The organism is Streptomyces sp. NPDC020681 (assembly GCF_044334895.1).
GTDB lineage: Bacteria > Actinomycetota > Actinomycetes > Streptomycetales > Streptomycetaceae > Streptomyces.
The window spans coordinates 60,852-79,787 of the sequence record NZ_JBIRTX010000024.1 but is presented as its reverse complement, the minus strand read 5'-3'; the positions used below and the strand labels follow the sequence as shown (position 1 = coordinate 79,787).

Sequence of the window (18,936 nt, the reverse complement as noted above, 5' to 3'; positions counted from 1 at the left end):
GCGGTCCGTCGACGCCTCGATCGGTCATGTGAGTTCCCGCCGGCTTCTCAGCCGCGCGGACGGGGTGGGGAGAGTAATGCCGCGAGTTGGCACACGTATGGGCCGGGGGGTCGTGGCCGTCGCGCTGACGGCCGTCTTCTCCGTGCTCGGACAAGGGGCGGCGACGCCTCCGCAGGCGGTGGCGGCCACGGCCTGCGCCGGGACGCAGTCCGATTTCAACGGTGACGGAATCCGCGATGTCGCCATCGCCGACCCGGAGGCCACCGTCGCCGGGAAGGAGCGGGCCGGGCTCATCCGCATCGTGTACGGCGGCGGCAAGGGCACGTTCGAACTGTCCCAGGAGTCGCCGGAGGTCTCCGACTCGGCAGAGACCGGCGACCAGTTCGGCTTCTCGTTCGCGGTGTACGACGCCAACCTCGACGGCTGCAGCGACATCGCCGTGGGCATCCCGTACGAGGACATCAACCTCGTCGGCCAGACCATCAAGGACGCCGGCCTGGTCCACCTGATCTACGGCTCGACGGCCGGCATCGCCTCCGGCGGCCTCGGCACCTACGGCTTCCGGCAGGGCTCCGACGGCAAGCTCGGCGGCGGCTACGAGGACGAGGACTGGGTCGGCTACGCGGTCGCCGCGGGCAAGTCCGCGTCCGGCATCCCGTTCCTGGTGATCGGCGTGCCCGGCGAGGACGGCACGGGCGGCGCGGACATGGGGATGTTCCACCACGTCTACGGCACCGGATACAGCGTGGCGCACGTCGCGCAGGACTCCGCCGGAGTCTGGGAGGACCCCGAGCCGTACGACCGGTTCGGGGCGTCAATCGCCGCCACCGACCGGCACTTTGTGGTCGGTGCACCCGGCGAGTCGATCGGAACGGTGGGATCCGCCGGCGGCGTCATCGCGTTCCGCCCGTCGATCAACACGGACGGCATCCCCGACCCGCTGTTCGGCATGGGGCAGGGACGCACTCCCGGGCCCGACACCGCGGCTCAGGTCGACGACCGCTACGGCACATCGCTGGCCCTGGCGCCGTACCGGCCCACCGGCGCGGCCACCGTTACCGACTCGCTGCTCGCCGTGGGCGTACCCGGCGAGGACCTGGCGACCACGGTGGACGCCGGCGCGGTGCACACCTTCCACATCAAGGCCGACGGCACCGTCGTGCCGCTCAAGTGGCTCGACCAGAACCAGCCCGATGTCGAGGGCGAGGCGGAGGCCGGCGACTTCTTCGGACAGCGGCTCGCCGCCACCAACACCAATACCGCCGTGGTCAGTACGGCAGCCATGATGCGCCTCGCGGTGGGCGTGCCCGGCGAGGAGGCCAGCGAGGAGTTCCCCGAGGAGGGCGGCGTACAGCTGTTCTCGATCCTCGGTGAGCCCGGTGCTGCCGACAGCTGGATCTCGCCCGGCAACGGAATTCCGGCCGCTCAGGCGCCGCGCATGCTCGTCGGCATGGGCCTCGGCGCGAGCCCGGCCTCGCTCTATGTGGGTCTGCCGTACGGCCCGGCCGAGTCGCGTGCCGTGCACGCATTCCCGTGGAACACCCCGAACGGCGGTGCGCCCACCGAGAGCTGGAAGCCCGGCGAAGGCGGAATCCCGGCGGAGAACGTCGCGTTCGGCGCGTTCGTGCGCTGACTGCGCCAGTACAAGTGCGCCAGTACAAGGGAGATGGAACAAGTCAGTGATCAGTCCAACACGCGTGCCACGAGGCACGCTTCGACGGCGCACAGCCAGAGCCACGAGTGCCGTGGTCCTCACGGCTTGCGCGCTCGGCTTCGGCCCCGGCACACCCGTGCCACCGGCTGTGGCGGCCGTCGCCGCGGGCTGCTCCGGCGTTGAGTCGGACTTCAACGGCGACGGTGTCCGCGACATCGCGATCGCCGACCCCGAGGCGACCGTCGCGGGCCTTCAGCGGGCCGGACTCGTCCGGGTCGTGTACGGCGGCGACAAGGGCACCTTCGAGCTCTCGCAGGAGAGTGCCTCCGTGCCCGGCGCCCCCGAGGCCGACGACCAGTACGGATACGCCGTCGCCGTCTACGACGCCGACGCGGACGGATGCAGCGACCTCGCGGTCGGTGTGCCGTACGAGGACATCGGGACCAACGCCGACGCCGGCCTGGTGCAGATCGTCTACGGCTCCCCGACCGGCCTCGGCGGCGGCAAGGCCGTCAAGGAGCACGTACAGGGCGAGACCGGGACGCTCGGTGGATCCCCGGAGGCCGGTGACTGGACCGGCTACGCGCTGGCCGCGGGCAAGACGTCCGCCGGCACGCCGTATCTGCTGATCGGCCAGCCGGGCGAGTCGATCGGCACGGTCGAGGACGCCGGGGCGTTCTTCTACGTCTCCGGCACCGCCCAGACCCCGGTCGGGATCCACCAGGACACCGAGACCGGCGGAGCGGTGCCGGGCATCGCGGAAATCGACGACCGGTTCGGCGCGTCGCTCGCCGCGACACCCACCCACTTCGCCGTCGGCACACCGGGTGAGGCGCTCGGCACGACGACCTTCGCCGGAGGCGTCGCGGTCTTCAGCCACACCCTCGTGTCCGGTTACCCGAAGCCGCTGGTCGGCCTCGCCCAGGACCAGGACGAGATCCAGGGCGCCGAGGAGGTCGGCGACGGCTTCGGCACGTCGGTCGCGATGGTTCCGTACCGCCCCTCCGGCGCCACTTCGACCACCGAGTCCCTGCTCGCGGTCGGCGTACCGGGCGAGGACCTGTCGACCACCGTCGACGCGGGCGCCGTCCAGGTGTTCCGGATCACCGCGTCGGGGACCTTCACGCAGACCGCGTGGATCGACCAGAACACCGACGGCGTGGACGAGGAGTCCGAGGCCGGCGACTTCTTCGGGCAGCGGCTCGCCGCGGCCAACTCGTCGCCGAACACGGTCGCTTCGGCCACCACGACCCGGCTGGCCGTCGGCGTGCCCGGCGAGGAGTCCGCGGAGGAGCACCCGGAGAAGGGCGGGGTGCAGATCTTCCCGCTCGTCGGCGCGGTCGGCGCTTCCGACAACTGGCTCGACCAGGGCTACGGGATCGGATCCCTGTCCGCCCCGCGGCAGCTCGCCGGTATGAGCCTGGCGAGCAGCCCGACCCTGCTGTACGTGGGCATGCCCTACGGCCCCGCCGAAGGTCACGCGGTCTACGGATTCCCGTGGAACGTGGCGTCCGGCGGCGCCCCCACCCAGACCTGGAAGCCCGGCGAGGGCGGAATCCCCGCGGGTGACGTCGCCTTCGGTGCGGCGGTCCGTTGATGAACGACATGGAGAGTGGACGCGTGTCCAGACGAATACGGCGCAGCCTCCTGCTGCGTGGCGCGGTGGCCGCTGTGGCAGCGGGCGCCGTGCTGACCGGCGGCTTCGTGGCGCTGCCGGGCCAGCCGGGTGCCGAGGATCCCGGGCAGACGGCGGTCGCTTCCGACAAGCCGGTGCAGACGGAAAGCCAGGCGCTCGCGGCGGCGAAGAAGAGCGGCAAGAAGGTCGAAGTCCTCGGGATGCGTACATCGCGCCGGGAGATCTTCGCCGAGCCCAACGGCACCTTCACGGCCCGTGAGTACACCGACCCCATCCGCACCGTCCAGGGCGGCAAGTGGGTCGACATCGACAAGAGCCTGGTGAAGCGGGCGGACGGCAGCGTGGGGCCGAAGGCCTCCACCGTCGGCCTCTCGTTCTCCGCCGGCCAGGCCGGCAAGCCCTTCGTCACCATGAACCAGGCGGGCCGCGAGCTCGCTCTGACCTGGCCGTACGGCAAACTGCCGGCCCCGGTCGTCAACGGCGAGAGCGCCACCTACAAGGACGCGCTGCCCGGCGTCGACCTGACGGTCCGCGCCGAGGCCGACGGCTTCGGCCACCTGCTGGTCGTCAAGACCCCCGAGGCCGCGGCCAACCCGAAGCTGGCCAGGCTCGACCTGGGGCTGAAGACCACCGGCCTCACCATCAAGGAGGACGCCTCCGGCGCCCTGAAGGCCGAGGACGCCGCGGTCGGCGGCACGGTCTTCGAGGCCGGCAAGCCGGCCATGTGGGACTCGGCCGCGGTCAAGGAGGCCGGGGCCAAGTCCCAGGGCCCCAAGGCCGTTTCCAAGGCGCTGGCCGTGTCCGCCGCCGACGCCCCGGCCGTCGCGCCGGCGCCCGCGCTCGAAGGCCCGGGCGGCGGCGGCAGGACCGCGCCGCTCGGCATCGAGCTGGGCAAGGGCAAGCTGTCGCTCGTCCCGGACCAGAAGCTGCTCAAGGGGAAGGACACCGTCTTCCCGGTTGTCATCGACCCCATCCAGCGCACCACTTCGCGTACGGCGTGGACCGGCGTCATGTCCGGCATGCCGACCGAGCAGGACTGGAAGTACTCCGACAGCGCGGGTGTGGGCAAGTGCCCGACCGACTACAACCCGGTCTCCTGCAACGGAGTCGGCGTACGGCGGCTGCTGTTCACCATGCCGGTGTCGTTCTACAAGGGGAAGCAGATCCTGGGCGCGACCTTCTCCGCCCGGGTCGCGCACATCTACAGCGCGTCCCCGACCGCCGAGCCCATCCGGCTGTACCGGATCGGCGGCAAGAACTACTCGATCACCTCGTCCAGCAACTGGTCCAACACCCAGGACGACTGGACGGACCACATCGGGACCGTCGACAAGGCCATCTCGCCGACGTCCTGCTCCAGCCAGGCGAACCTGCACTTCGAGAGCGGCTCCTCCGGTGAGCTGACCACCGAGGTGCGGACCGCGGCGACCGAGGGCTGGTCGTCGATGACGCTGGGCCTGCGCGCCGCCGACGAGAGCCGGTTCGCGGAGTGGAAGCGGATCTGCGGCAACGCGTACCTGTCGATCAGCTACAACAACCTGCCGCGGAAGATCACCACGCTGTCCAGCAACCCGGGCGGCATCTGCGACTCGGGCGCCGGCCGGCCGTACGCCGAGGTGCCGCCGAAGCTTCAGGCGGTGGCGAGCGACCCGGACCACGCGAACGGCCAGACCGACAAGGTCAAGGTCGAGTTCAAGGTGGAGTGGACGGACCCGGTCTCCAAGGAGGCGAAGAGCTACACGTATCTCACGCCCACCTGGCTGGCGCCGACCACCAACACCAAATTCGAGCACACGGTGAAGTCGACGATCCCGCAGAACACGGTCATCTACTGGAGCGCGCGGGCGTACGACGGTGACGGCTACGGTCCGTGGAGCTACGACGGCACCACCGTCCGCTGCGAGTTCATGTACGACAAGACGCTGCCCGGCAAGCCGAATGTGCTCTCCAAGCAGTACCCGTCCGACACCGTCTACCACGACGGGGTCGGCACCTACGGCACCTTCACCTTCTCGCCGAACCCGAACGACTCGGTGCCGGACACCGATGTCGTGAAGTACCGGTACGCGTTCGACTCCACGGCCACTCCGGCGACCACGGTCCCCGCCACCACGGCCGGCGGCCCTGCCTCGGTGAGCTGGATGCCGACCCGCGCAGGACGCCACTGGGTCGATGTCATCGCGGTCGACAACGCCGAGAACCCGAGCACCAAGGCGCACTACGAGTTCCTGGTGACCGAGGGCACTCCGGTGGCCGGTCAGTGGAACCTCGGCGACACAGTGGGCAGCACCGAAGCCCATGACGAGACGGGTGAGTTCTCCGCCGACGCCGGCACCGGAGTCTCCTTCGGTGTCGAAGGCCCGGGCGGAAAGGTCGACTCGGCCGCCCGCTTCGACGGCTCCGGCAACGCCTTCGCCGACGCCAACGAGACGGTCCTGGACTCCTCGAAGAGCTTCAGCGTCAGCGCCTGGGTCCGCCCGACGGCCCTCGACCGTGACATGGCGGTCGTGAGCCAGGACGGCACCGGCGAGCCCGGCTTCACGCTCGGCTACGACCACACGGTCGGCACCTGGGCGTTCTCCGTGCCGGTCACCGACGTCGACTCGCTCGGCAAGTGGAAGGCCGTGTCCACCGGCGTCTCGGTGGTCAAGGACCAGTGGGTGCTGCTGACCGGTGTGTACGACGCACAGAAGTCCGAGCTGCGGCTGTACATCAACAAGGACTCCAAGGGAGTCGCCACGCGGCGCTCGGTGTGGAAGTCGTACGGCCCGCTCCAGATCGGCCGCTCGACGGCCAAGAGCGGCTACCGGGACAACTTCGTCGGTGACCTCGCCGAGGTCCGGGTCTTCGACCGGGTGCTGCCCGCGGCGCAGGTCGCGGAGATCATGACGGTCAAGCCGAGCCGCATAGGTTACTGGCAGCTGGACGCGGAGACCAACCGGTCCTCCGCGGTGACCGGCACCGGACAGGCCCTCGGCCTGGCGGGCGACGCGAAGATCCACCTCGCGCCCACCGACCCGCTGTCGGGGGACCCGTTCCCGATGGTCGGAGCGGGCCACCTGCTGCTGGACGGCGACGGTGACTACGCGTCCACCGCCACCGCCCCGGTCACCGGAGCGGCCAGCTTCACGGTGACGGCGCGCACCCAGCTCACCACGCTGGACCCGGTCAAGGCACAGACGGTGCTCTCGCTGCCGGGCGCGGCCGCGAACCGTCTCGCGGTCCGCTACCGGCCCGCGGCGGACGCGGAGACGCCGGCGATGTGGGAGCTGGTGGTTCCGGAGAGCGACTCGGCCACCGCGACGGTGAAGACCTTCGCGGACGACCAGGAACTCCCGGACACCGACGTGGCCGGCCAGCACCTGGCCGTGGTCTACGACGCGTTCGCCAACGAGATCCGGCTGTACGTCAACGGCATGCTCGCCGACACGGCGCACGGCACCGACGACACCCTCTGGGGTGCCACCGGCGGCCTGCAGGTGGGCCGTTCGGCACTCGGCGGCGGCAGCGAGTACTTCGCCGGCGCGATCGACGAGGTCCGCGTCTACAGCGGAGCAGCCGACAAGACGGCGATCCAGCAGATGGCCAACCCGATGGCACTGCCGGACATGTAAGCCGCACCGATGGGTGTGCCGGCCCCCGGACGGGGGCCGGCACACCCATTCCCCCTGCCTTCCTTCTGCCTTCCCCTGCTTTCTCATTGCTCATTCGACGTGCGGAGTTCCGTGATGTCTCTTCGTGGCCGGCTGTTGAGCCGGCGCCTGCCAGGACGGTTGCTCAGCGCGACCGCCCTCGGCGTGATCCTCGCCCTGACCGGTAGCACGGTCCAGGCCGTACCCGCCGAGGCACAAGGCCGCGGCAAACCAGGTGTTCAGGACTTCGGCGACCCCGTAAAGGGCAAGAACGCCAAGGCCAAGGCGCGGCCCGCGGACCGGGCCAAGAAGGCCGCGGTCAAGCAACTGGACAAGGCGGCCTGGCCGAAGCAGGGCAGCGCGGAAGTATCCGTCGCCGCATCCAAGGCCCCGGCCGAGGTGAAGGTGGGCGGACTGCCCGTCTCCGTCACGGCGCCCAAGGCCCTCACGAAGACCAAGTCGGCGGCCAAGAAGGCAAGTCCGGCGCCGGGCAAGGTCAAGATCGACGTCCTGGCTCCCGAGCGAGCGGCGAAGATCGGCGCAGGCGCGCTGCTTCGCGTGCAGCGTGCGGATGACGCCGAGACGGCCGCCAAGGTCCGCCTGAACGTGGACTATGCGACCTTCGCCGAGGGCTTCGGCGGCGACTACGGCGCCCGCCTGCACCTCGTACAGCTCCCTGCCTGTGCGGCCGTCGCGCAGCCCGGCAGCAAGGCGTGCCCCGAACTCCCCAAGCCGCTGCCCACGGTGAACAACGCGGAGACCCGTACGGTCTCGGCGGACGTCACCGCAGTGCCCGCCGAGTCCGGTCCTTCCACCATGGCGGTCCAGGCCGAGTCACTGGTCGCGCTCGCGGCCGGCCCGTCCTCGGCCCAGGGCACGTACAAGGCCACGCCCCTGTCGCCGTCGGCGAGCTGGAGCGTCGCCAACTCCTCGGGCGGCTTCAGCTGGAACTATCCGCTGCGCACTGTCCCCACGCCGGGTGGTCTGACGCCGAGCATCGGCCTGGGCTACTCGTCCCAGTCCGCGGACGGCCGCACCTCCGCCACCAACAACCAGGGCTCCTGGGTCGGTGAGGGATTCTCCTACGACCCCGGCTACATCGAGCGCCGCTACAAGCCGTGCTCCGACGACGGCCACTCCGGCTCCGGTGAGCAGTGCTGGGCGTTCGACAACGCCACGATTCTGCTCAACGGCAGCTCGAGCGAGCTCATCAAGGACGACACCACAGGCGAGTGGAAGTTCTCGTCCGACGACGGCACCAAGGTCGACAAGCTGACGGGTGCGACGAACGGCGACAACGACGGCGAGCACTGGCGCGTCACCACGTCGGACGGCACCGAGTACTACTTCGGTCTCAACCGGCTGCCGGGCTGGGCCACCGGGAACGAGGTCACGGACTCCACCTGGACGGCTCCCGTCTTCGGCGACGACTCCGGCGAGCCCTGCTACAACGCCACGTTCACCAGCGCCCACTGCAAGCAGGCCTGGCGCTGGAGCCTGGACTACGTCAAGGACACCCACGGCAACGTGATGTCCTACTTCTACGGCTCCGAGACGAACCACTACGCCCTCAACGGCAAGACGGACGTCAACGGCACCGCGTACCACCGCGGCGGCTATCTGAAGCGGGTCGACTACGGCCAGCGCGACGGCCAGGTCTACGCGGCCAAGGCCCCGGCGCGCGCGGTGTTCAACACGGCCGAACGCTGCCTGCCCACCGCGGACTTCGACTGCGCGGAGAGCAAGCGGACCAAGGCCAACGCGGCCCACTGGCCGGACACCCCGGTCGACCAGGAGTGCAAGGCCGACACCAAGTGCACCGTCGGACAGACCTTCTGGACTTCGAAGCGGCTGACCGGCATCACCACGCAGATGCGCAAGGACGCCACGAGCTACCAGGACGTGGACGCCTGGTCGTTCACGCACCTGTTCACCGACAACGGTGACGACTCCAAGACGCTGTGGCTGTCGACGATCGACCACGAGGGCCGGGTCGGCACGGCGGCAAAGCTGCCCACGCTGGAGCTGTACGGCGAGCAGCTGGTCAACCGCGTCGACGCGATCGGCGACAACATCGCGCCGTTCCACCGCTTCCGGCTCGCGGCCGTGCTGAGTGAGACGGGCGCGCAGCTGGACGTCAACTACGCGCCGACGAACTGCACGAAGGACGCACTGCCGAAGCCGGGCGAGTCGACCAAGCGCTGCTACCCGGTCAAGTGGGCGCCGCCCGGCAACATCGAGCCGATCACGGACTGGTTCCACAAGTACGTGGTCGCCGAGATCGTCGAGACGGACCGCACGGGCGGCGGCGACAGCCTGGTCACCCGCTACGACTACCAGGGCGACGCGGCCTGGCGTAAGGCGAAGCCGGACGGCATCACGGAGGACAAGTACCTCACGTGGGGCGGCTGGCAGGGCTACGGCAAGGTCAAGGTCACCAGCGGCAGCGCCGACAACCAGACCTCGCGGGTCGACTACACGTACCTGCAGGGCATGGACGGCGACAAGGACCCGGACGGCGGCACGCGTTCGGTGAAGGTCAACGACTCCACCGGCACGGAGTTCACGGACGCCGAGGAGTTCACCGGCCACCAGCTGGAGGCGGCCACGTACGACGGCTCCAAGCTCGTCGCCAAGACGATCAGCACGCCGTGGAAGCACTACACCGCAACGCAGACCAGGAGCTGGGGCACGTCGCACGCGGCGATCGTCAGGTCCGAGACGGAGCGCGGCTTCAGCCTGCTGTCGGACGGCAGCTGGCGGGAGGCCAAGACCACCACGAAGTACGACACGTCGAACGGCACGGGCCGGGTCACCGAGGTCGACGACCAGGGCGACGTCTCGACGGCGTCGGACGACACCTGCACCCGCACCTGGTACGCGGACAACACCGGCGAGAACATCCTCTCCCTGCCCTCGCGCAGCGAGTCGGTCGGCGTGAAGTGCTCGGCAACCCCGGACCGCAAGACCCAGGTCCACGCGGACGAGCGCACCTCGTACGACGGCAAGGCGTTCGGCGAGGCCCCGACGAAGGGCGACGCGACGACGACGGAGCGCCTGACCGCGCACAGCGGCACTGCGGGTACGTACCAGGTCACCGGCACCACGACGTACGACGCCTTCGGCCGTCCGCTGTCGCAGAAGGACGCGACCGGGGCCGAGACGAAGACGGCGTACACGGACGCCAACGGCCTGATCTCGCAGGCGAAGAACACGAATGCGCTGGGCCATGTCACGACCACCGACTACGCCCCTGCCTGGGGCATGTCGGCCGGCCAGACGGACCCGAACGGCAAGCGCACGGACCTGGCGTACGACGGCCTCGGCCGGCTGACCTCGGTCTGGCTGCCGGACCGGGCGAAGACGCAGACGCCGAGCATCAAGTACTCGTACAACGTGCGCCGGGACAAGGTCGTCGCGATCAAGACCGAGAAGGTCGAGATCGACGGCTCGTACGGCGCGGAGTACCAGCTGTACGACGGCCTGCTGCGACCGAGGCAGCTCCAGACGGAGGGGCCGGGCGGGACGCGGATGGTCGCGGACTCGTTCTACGACGGCACGGGGAAGGTGAAGAAGACCAACGCGACGTACAACGCGGCGGGTGCTGCTTCGGACGAGCTGCTGATCGTGCACAACGGTGAGGTTGGTCAGCAGAGTCTGATGGAGTACGACGGTCTGGGCCGGCCCAAGGCGCAGATCATGGCGGTGTCGGGCGTCGAGCAGTGGCGTACGACGACGACGTACGACGGCGAGCGGACCCACCTCGATCCGCCCACCGGAGGCGTGCCGACCACCACGATCACCGATGCCCTGGGCAACACGTCGGAGATCTGGCACTACCGGGGTGACTCGCCGAACCCGCTCGCGGGTTACGACGTCACCAAGTACGGATACACCCCGGCGGGGCAGCTCGAGACGGTCACCGACGCCAAGGGAAATGCCTGGCGTTACGAGTACGACCAGCTCGGCCGCCAGACGAAGAGCGTCGATCCCGACACGGGGACGTCGACCACGACGTACGACGCTCTCGACCGTCCCGTCTCGGCCACGGACGGCCGGGGCAAGAAGATCTCCACGGTCTACGACAAGCTCGGCCGACCCGTGACGACTTGGCAGGGCGAGCCCACCACGGGAACGAAGCTCTCCGAGGTCCGGTACGACAAGGCAGGTTGGCTCGGGCAGGCGTGGGCCACCCTCAGCTACATCTCCGGGACCGAGTACTTCGGCTCCGTCGTCCAGTCACTGGACGACTTCTACCGTCCGTTGAAGACGGCCCATGTGGTGCCCGCTTCGCAGGGCGGACTCGCCGGCACGTACACCTTCACCTCGGCCTACAACCGTGACGGCACACTGCAGTCCAGCGGCCTGCCGGCAGCGGGCGACCTGCCCGCCGAAGCAGTGGTCTACGGGTATGACGACCTGCAGCGGCCGACGACGATGACGGGCTCCAGCTCGTACGTCACCAACACGGTCTACTCCAAGAACAGCCACGTCCAGCAGCTCGAGCTGTCCACCGGCAGCGGCAAGAAGGTCTGGCAGACCTTCGACTACGAGACCGGCACCGACCGGCTGACCCGTTCTGTCGTCGACGTCTACGGGGCGTCCGCTCCGGCCAGGGAGTCGAACTACTCCTACGACCAGGCGGGCAATGTCCTGTCCATCTCGGACACGGCGAACGCCGCTGTGCCGGACGTCCAGTGCTTCGGCTACGACAGTCGGCAGCGGCTGGCCCAGGCATGGACTCCGGCGTCGACCGCGGCGGACGCGTCCGGGAACGGCACCCTCGGGTCGACCGCGCCCGTCGAGGGCAAGGGCCCGAAGGCATGCGAGGCAGCCGCGGGCACGACGTCGCTCGGTGGACCTTCGCCATACTGGAAGTGGTACGTCACCGACGCGATCGGCAACCGGACGTCCGACACGGTGCATGATGCGGAACTCAACCCGGTCAACGACGTCACCCGCACCTACACCTATGGCGGAGCAGGCGCGGCCGGTGACGGTCCGCACCAGCTCACCAAGGTTGTGGAGGACACCCCGGCCGGCGAGAAGCAGTCGACGTACGAGTACGACAACTCTGGCAACACCACCAAGCGCAACCTTGGTGGCGACGCGCAGACGCTCGAATGGAACGACGTCGGCAAACTCACCAAGGCGAAGGAGGCCGACAGCTCCGAAACCTCCTATGTCTACGACGGGACTGGCAACCGGGTCCAACGCAAGGACTCTTCGGGCACGACGGTGTACCTGCCCGGCATGGAGCTCAAGCTCTCGGCCGACGGCACCAAGAAGGAAGCCACCCGCTACTACTCGCACGCCGGCCAGACGGTTGCTGTCCGCACGAATGACGGCAAGGTCTCGTTCATCGCATCCGACCACCACGGCACGGGCGAGCTGGCTATCGACGCCGCAACTGGCGCGATCTCGCAGCGCCGATTCGACCCGTTCGGAGTCGATCGGGGCGAGGCGAGCGGCAATTGGCCCGGTGAGAAGGGCTTCGTCGGCGGCACGATCGACAAGTCGACCGGTCTGACTCACCTGGGGGCCCGGGAGTACGACGCGGTCATCGGCAAGTTCATCTCCGTCGACCCGATCATCGACCACACCCAGCCCCAGCAGATCAACGGCTACTCCTACGCCAACAACAGCCCCGTCACTCATGCCGACCCGAGCGGCATGGCCATCCCGGAGTGCATGCAGGGCTTGATCGAGTGCCGGGGCGGGCTGCCCGTCACAGGCGGTAAGTCGGACCCCGTCAAGGATGCACAGCAGAACGCGAACGAGGCCGGCGCAGCCCTCGCAGGCGCGCAGGGCCAGCAGTCGGACGCCAAGCAGCGCATCAAGTCCGCGGGCAAGGCGCTGGTCAAGATCGTCCGGGACATCCTCGGCATCGACGCAGCGCTGGACTGCTTCTCCAGTGGCGACATGGGCGCCTGTGGCGAGACGCTGCTGAACGTCGCGGGCAGCTTCGCCGGCGGTCTGGCCGGCAAGATTCTCGCCAAGTACGGCGCGCCGTGGAACTGGGCGAAGGGCGCCAAGCTCGCGAAGCGAGTGGTCGGCCTCGTGGGCGACCTCGTCGGCGGTGCCAAGGACCTGTGGAACGCCAACAAGGCCGTCTCCAAGGCGAAGGACGGGCTGACCAAGGCGAAGGACGCACTGTCCGCAGCCAAGAAGAAGGCTGCGGCAGCCCTCAAGAAAAACAAGCAGGAGTGTCACTCCTTCCTGCCCGGTACCAAGGTCCTGCTCGCCGACGGCACGAGCAAGGCGATCGAGGACCTTGAAATCGGCGACAAGGTCACCACGACCGACCCGTCGACGGGCGTGAAGGTCACGCGCGCGGTGGTGGGCACCATCGTGACTGAGGACGACAAGGACTTCGTCGACCTGAACGTCGCCACCGCCGACGGCGATGCCTCGCTCATCTCCACAGTCACCCACCCCTTCTGGGTGGAGAACGAGGACAGGTTCGTCGAGGCGGGCGATCTGAAGCCCGGCATGCTGCTCCGTACGCCGGAGGGCGAGACCCTGCCGGTGAAGGGCCTGCGTTTCTTCACCGAGCGTCAGCGCACGCACGATCTCACCATCGATGGCGTACACGCCTATTACGTGCTGGTGGGTGGAAGCCCGGTTCTGGTCCACAACACCGCGGTCGATGTGTGCATCCTGCCATCGCACGCCATCGACGGCGCGAAGTACCCTGAGACTGCTCAGCACGTCGCAGATGCTCAGGAGGCCGGTCACGCGAGTCTCTTGACGATCAATCGCACCGGTGCCAAGCAAAACCGCAAGGACTCGTTGCGTGGAATCAAGACCCAGAAGGGCAAGGACCGGGACGAATTCCCGCCGGCGATGTTCGAGGAAGGCGGCACCGGTGCCAGCGTGCGTCACATTGGGCCGAGCGATAATCGCGGGGCCGGCTCGACGATGGGTAAAGCGCTCGCAGACTATCCAGACGGCACAAAGGTTGTAGTGTATGCGAAACAATAGCGGTGGGAACGTCCCCGGTTCCTCGGCCATTGAAGCCATGCTGCGTGTTGCTTCTCCGGCATTGGTGGACGACGGTGTGATGCCGTCGCACCCTCTGGCGGATCTGCTCAACCGCCGCAACGGGTTCTACGCGTTCCTCTCGGCTCTTCACGTGTTCCCGTCGGGGCGGAGCGGGGTGGAGTGTTCCCTGGAGGAATGGAACGCACCAGATCTGTGGCGCTCGCTCTATGGCGACGTCGGAAGCGAGTACACGGCGTTCGCCGAAGATCTCTTTGGTGGCCAGTTCTTGATTTCCAACCGAGGGATCCATCTCCTGGATCCGGAGACTTCGGAAATCGAATTCATCGCTCCAGACCTTGATGGCTGGTGCGCTCTGATTCTCGATGATCCTGAGGTTCTGACGGGATACCCCCTCGCGGAGGAATGGCAGAGCAGCCACGGGAAGATTCCTACTGGGATGAGGCTGGTGCCTGCCAAGCCTTTCGTTCTGGGGGGTGAGTTCTCGGCCGAAAACCTGGTTCTGATGGAATCAGGGAAGGGCATGCGCTACCGAGGCGAGCTTGCCCAGAAGATCCGGGACATCCCGGATGGAGGAAAGATCGTCCTCCGCTACGAGTGATGACACGGGGCCCGGCTTGATCCTTCAAGCCGGGCCCCGTATTCGTGCCCGTTTGTTGGTTTGTGCGAGAGCTGGCAACAGCTCAGGGGCTGCGCCTCCCAGCCCACGCCTTCCGCACCTGCACCCCGAAAAACACCGCCGCCCCCGTCGGCACCAACGTCCGGTACCAGCTCACCTCCGGTGACAGCCACCCGTACACCCCCGCCGGTACCAGCACCACCAGCGCCGCGATCCGCAGCACCCACCACCGCCTCGGCCGAGGTACCGGCAGGGCCGGAGTGCCCAGGTCCGTCGACACGGTGTCGCGGATGCCCTTCAACACCCCCCGCCGGGCAAGGACTTGAGCACCTTCCACGCCGTCCAGGACCTCGTCCCGCACGCCGAAACCCTCCGGGACCGGCGGCAGGCCCAGTGCCGTCACCAGCTCCGTCTGTCGCCGGGCCGGGTCGTTCGCGCCTCGCAGCAGCGTGACCAGCGGGCGGGGATCCCGCACCGGAAAGACCGCGGAAAGGGCCTGAGCCGTCGCCGCCGCATCCGTGTGGTCCGTCACCGGGGCCGACGGGTCCCACAGGTGGGAGGCGACCGGCTTGCCCTTGTGGAAGAGGGTGAAGCCGTAGCGGTCGGCCGTCCGGCGCAGCACCAGTGCGGGCCACTTCTCGCCCGTGGTGAAGTTGTCGGCCGCCCCGGTCAGCAGGTCCTCGCCTCCCGAGAACGCCGCGCGCCTGCCTGGGGAGGGGTCGGGGACCAGCTCGACGTAGCTCAGCCCGGACGCCGCCGGGGCGATGCGCAGCGAGACGCCGCACATCAGCGCCGCCTCGGCCACCTCGTGCGGCGGCGCCATGGCGATCGCCAGTGAGCGCGGCGCGTGGGCGGCGGGGAGCGCGGCTGTCGGGGACGCACGCCGTGGCGGGCGGCTGAAGAACGGGGTTCCCGACGCGACCTGCATCCGTACACCCAGGCGGAACTCCAGGAACTCCTTGCGCGCATCGCCGACGTACCCCCACGGGAAGCTCCGCGCGTGCACGCCTATCGCCCGGAAGACCTCCAGCGCCTCGCTCCACCGTTCGGCGAGGATCAGCATCAGCGCCAGGTGGTTGCGGAACCCCGCGGCCTCCGGGTCGCCCGGTTCGTACCAGGCGGAGAGCTCCATGGCGCGGCCGATCGCCGCCTCAACCCTCGAGCCGGAGGAGCCGGAGGCGGCGGACTCGCCCGCCACGACCCGGTACTCGACCGCCGCGATCAGCGGCAGCGCGTTCAGCTTCGAGCCCGGCAGCGCCCCTTCCGCCGCCCGCTCGGCGAAGTCGAACATCTCCTCGTGCGAGCCGTACCACTTCTCGCACAGATACTGCAGCGCGGTGGCATGGCATCCGTTGTGGTGCGGTGCCCGCGCGACCGCCTCCGACCAGTAGTCGTCGAAGACCTCGCGCGGCGCCTGACTGCCGCGCGCGTGTGTCAGCGCGATCTGCCACGGCACCGGGTCGGCCGGATTGAGCTCCGCCGCCGCGGCGATCACCGGCGCGGCGTCGTCGAGCAGCGCGAAGAAGGCCCGGAACTGGTCCTCGGACACCTCGTCGGCGCGGTGACCCGTCCGTATCTCCCAGGCCTGCTGGATACAGAGCTCCGCCTTCACCAGCACGGCGTCCGGATCCTCCGGCGTGGCGGCCAGCCAGCCCTCCAGCCAGCCGGGACTGTGCAGCGCGCACTCGGCCAGTGCGGAAACGCACCCGCTGCGGCGCTCCCACTGCGCGTCGAGCCGCGTCTTGGCGAGCAGCTCGCGGGCCGGGCCGGCGTCGCCGCTCGCGGCCGCGGCCAGGGCGGCCCGCAGCGCGGGGTCCGCGACGGCATCGACGGTGACGGCCTCGTCGGGCGGGAGATCCGCGCCCACGGACGAGCCGTGGCGGAGCATACGAGGCATGGTGATCAGGGAGCGGAGAGCCACGAGCGTTCATTGAACAGGCAGGGCCGGGCATCCACCAGGGATTCACGGCGCGTACCCGGTTTGACCCCTCAACCCGGGCCCCGTAACCTTGACCCTCGGTGTGTTTCCATGCACACCCACCCCTGAGCAAATCCCTCCCGACGGTTCGTCCGGTCGGGAGAGGCCGCTCGTCCTTCCGGATCATCACAGGCTCCGGCCTGCGTGAGCGGCTGGCATCAGGGGTCCGTTCCGAGCGAGAGAGAGATCCGCGTGTACGCCATCGTGCGCAGCGGTGGTCGCCAGCACAAGGTTGCTGTCGGCGACATCGTTGAGGTTGACAAGATTTCCACTGCCAAGGTTGGCGACACGGTCGAGCTCTCGACCCTGCTCGTTGTCGACGGCGACGCCGTGACCAGCGACCCGTGGGTGCTGGCCGGTATCAAGGTCACGGCCGAGGTCGTGGACCACCACAAGGGCGCGAAGATCGACATCCTTCGCTACAAGAACAAGACCGGCTACCGCCGTCGCCAGGGTCACCGCCAGCAGTACACGGCGATCAAGGTCACCGGCATCCCCGCGGCTGCGAAGTAAGGGACTGAGGAGAGATGGCACACAAGAAGGGCGCATCGTCCACTCGGAACGGGCGCGACTCCAATGCTCAGCGGCTCGGCGTGAAGCGCTTCGGCGGTCAGCTCGTCAACGCCGGTGAGATCCTGGTCCGCCAGCGCGGCACCCACTTCCACCCGGGCAGCGGCGTCGGCCGTGGCAAGGACGACACGCTGTTCGCGCTGGACGCCGGCGCGGTGGAGTTCGGTACTCGTCGTGGCCGCAAGGTCGTGAACATCGTTCCGGTCGCCGAGTAATTCGGTAGCTGTCGAGCGGTTTTCTGCGGAGGCGGACCTCACTTCCCCCACGGGAAGCGGGTCCGCCTTTCGCATGTTGTGCAATAGGCACAGCATGAAGTAGGCATTTCCGTACTAACTGGAGGCACAACCATGACCACCTTCGTGGACCGCGTCGAGCTGCATGTCGCCGCGGGTAGCGGAGGCCACGGCTGCGCCTCCGTTCACCGGGAGAAGTTCAAGCCGCTCGGCGGCCCCGACGGCGGCAACGGCGGCCGTGGCGGCGATGTCATCCTGGTCGTCGACCAGTCGGTGACCACGCTGCTCGACTACCACCACAGCCCGCACCGCAAGGCCACCAACGGTCAGCCCGGCGCCGGCGACAACCGCTCCGGCAAGGACGGCCAGGACCTGGTCCTGCCCGTGCCGGACGGCACCGTCGTCCTCGACAAGCAGGGCAACGTCCTCGCCGACCTGGTCGGCCAGGGCACCACCTTCGTCGCCGGACAGGGTGGCCGCGGCGGCCTCGGCAATGCCGCGCTCGCCTCCGCCCGCCGCAAGGCCCCCGGCTTCGCGCTGCTCGGCGTGCCCGGTGAGGCCCGTGACGTGGTCATGGAGCTCAAGACCGTCGCCGACGTGGCGCTGGTCGGCTACCCGAGCGCGGGCAAGTCCTCGCTGATCTCGGTGCTCAGCGCCGCCAAGCCGAAGATCGCGGACTATCCCTTCACCACCCTCGTGCCGAACCTCGGCGTGGTCACCGCGGGCTCGACCGTGTACACCATCGCCGATGTCCCGGGCCTGATCCCGGGCGCGAGCCAGGGCAAGGGCCTCGGCCTGGAGTTCCTGCGCCATGTCGAGCGCTGCTCCGTGCTCGTCCATGTACTGGACACCGCCACGCTGGAGTCCGACCGCGACCCGGTCTCCGACCTCGACATCATCGAGGAGGAGCTCAAGCAGTACGGCGGGCTCGACGACCGCCCGCGGATCGTCGTCCTCAACAAGATCGACATCCCGGACGGCCAGGACCTCGCCGACATGATCCGCCCGGAGCTCGAGGCGCGCGGCTACCGCGTCTTCGAGGCGTCCGCGGTGGCGCGCACCGGGCTGAAGGAGCTCTCCTTCGCGCTGGCGGAGATCGTCGCCGAGGCGCGCGCGGCCAAGCCGGTGGAAGAGGCGACCCGGATCGTCATCCGCCCGCAGGCGGTCGACGACGCGGGCTTCACCGTCGTACAGGAAGAGGACGGCCTGTTCCGCGTGCGCGGCGAGAAGCCGGAGCGCTGGGTCCGCCAGACGGACTTCAACAACGACGAGGCCGTCGGCTATCTCGCCGACCGCCTCAACCGCCTCGGTGTCGAGGAAGAGCTGATGAAGGCCGGCGCCCGGTCGGGCGACGGCGTGGCCATCGGCCCCGAGGACAACGCGGTCGTCTTCGACTGGGAGCCGTCGATGATGGCGGGCGCGGAGATGCTCGGCCGCCGCGGCGAGGACCACCGCCTGGAGGCCCCGCGCCCCGCGGCCCAGCGCCGCCGGGACCGTGAGGCGGAGCGGGACGACCCGCAGCGCGAGTACGACGACTTCGACCCGTTCTAAAACAGGCACTGCCGGTCGTTCTCCGTCCGCGCACGGTGCACCCGTGCGCGGACGGAGAACC

The 18,936-nt window shown here is 69.0% G+C and carries 9 protein-coding genes; 8 read left to right on the top strand and 1 reads right to left on the bottom strand.

Features of this window, described 5'->3' with window-relative positions; translation table 11 throughout:
- Positions 1 to 97 precede the first annotated feature (97 nt).
- The 5 genes from ACH4YL_RS35530 (at position 98) to ACH4YL_RS35510 (ending at position 14,525) form a co-directional block, all read left to right on the top strand.
- Positions 98 to 1,633, top strand: coding sequence for an FG-GAP repeat domain-containing protein (locus tag ACH4YL_RS35530; protein WP_398511648.1), 1,536 nt, complete (start codon positions 98 to 100; stop codon positions 1,631 to 1,633).
- A gap of 112 nt (positions 1,634 to 1,745) precedes the next feature.
- The gene (locus ACH4YL_RS35525) at positions 1,746 to 3,251 is read left to right on the top strand and encodes an FG-GAP repeat domain-containing protein (protein WP_398511647.1); all 1,506 of its coding nucleotides are present in this window, start codon (positions 1,746 to 1,748) and stop codon (positions 3,249 to 3,251) included.
- Positions 3,252 to 3,274: 23 nt separating this feature from the next.
- The gene (locus ACH4YL_RS35520; protein WP_398511646.1) at positions 3,275 to 6,904 is read left to right on the top strand and encodes a LamG domain-containing protein; all 3,630 of its coding nucleotides are present in this window, start codon (positions 3,275 to 3,277) and stop codon (positions 6,902 to 6,904) included.
- A 114-nt stretch (positions 6,905 to 7,018) separates the two neighbouring features.
- Positions 7,019 to 13,906, top strand: coding sequence for an RHS repeat-associated core domain-containing protein (locus ACH4YL_RS35515; RefSeq protein WP_398511645.1), 6,888 nt, complete (start codon positions 7,019 to 7,021; stop codon positions 13,904 to 13,906).
- Positions 13,893 to 14,525 (top strand): hypothetical protein, encoded by a 633-nt coding sequence (locus ACH4YL_RS35510; RefSeq protein ID WP_398511644.1) that lies wholly within the window; start codon positions 13,893 to 13,895, stop codon positions 14,523 to 14,525. Before ACH4YL_RS35515 ends, ACH4YL_RS35510 begins: the two co-directional genes overlap by 14 nt.
- Before the next feature lie 82 nt (positions 14,526 to 14,607).
- Here ACH4YL_RS35510 and ACH4YL_RS35505 read toward each other — a convergent pair whose 3' ends face one another.
- The gene (locus ACH4YL_RS35505) at positions 14,608 to 16,431 is read right to left on the bottom strand and encodes a hypothetical protein (RefSeq protein ID WP_398511643.1); all 1,824 of its coding nucleotides are present in this window, start codon (positions 16,429 to 16,431) and stop codon (positions 14,608 to 14,610) included.
- Between the two features lie 282 nt (positions 16,432 to 16,713).
- On the opposite strand from ACH4YL_RS35505, the gene rplU reads away from it, so the two are divergent.
- The 3 genes from rplU (at position 16,714) to obgE (ending at position 18,875) form a co-directional block, all read left to right on the top strand.
- Positions 16,714 to 17,034, top strand: coding sequence for a 50S ribosomal protein L21 (gene rplU, locus ACH4YL_RS35500; RefSeq protein WP_015033583.1), 321 nt, complete (start codon positions 16,714 to 16,716; stop codon positions 17,032 to 17,034).
- Positions 17,035 to 17,048: 14 nt separating this feature from the next.
- Positions 17,049 to 17,306, top strand: a complete 258-nt coding sequence (gene rpmA / locus ACH4YL_RS35495) for a 50S ribosomal protein L27 (protein ID WP_398511642.1) — start codon at positions 17,049 to 17,051, stop codon at positions 17,304 to 17,306.
- A gap of 132 nt (positions 17,307 to 17,438) precedes the next feature.
- Positions 17,439 to 18,875: a GTPase ObgE gene (gene obgE / locus ACH4YL_RS35490; RefSeq protein ID WP_398511641.1), complete on the top strand. Its 1,437-nt coding sequence runs from the start codon at positions 17,439 to 17,441 to the stop codon at positions 18,873 to 18,875.
- Positions 18,876 to 18,936: the final 61 nt, after the last annotated feature.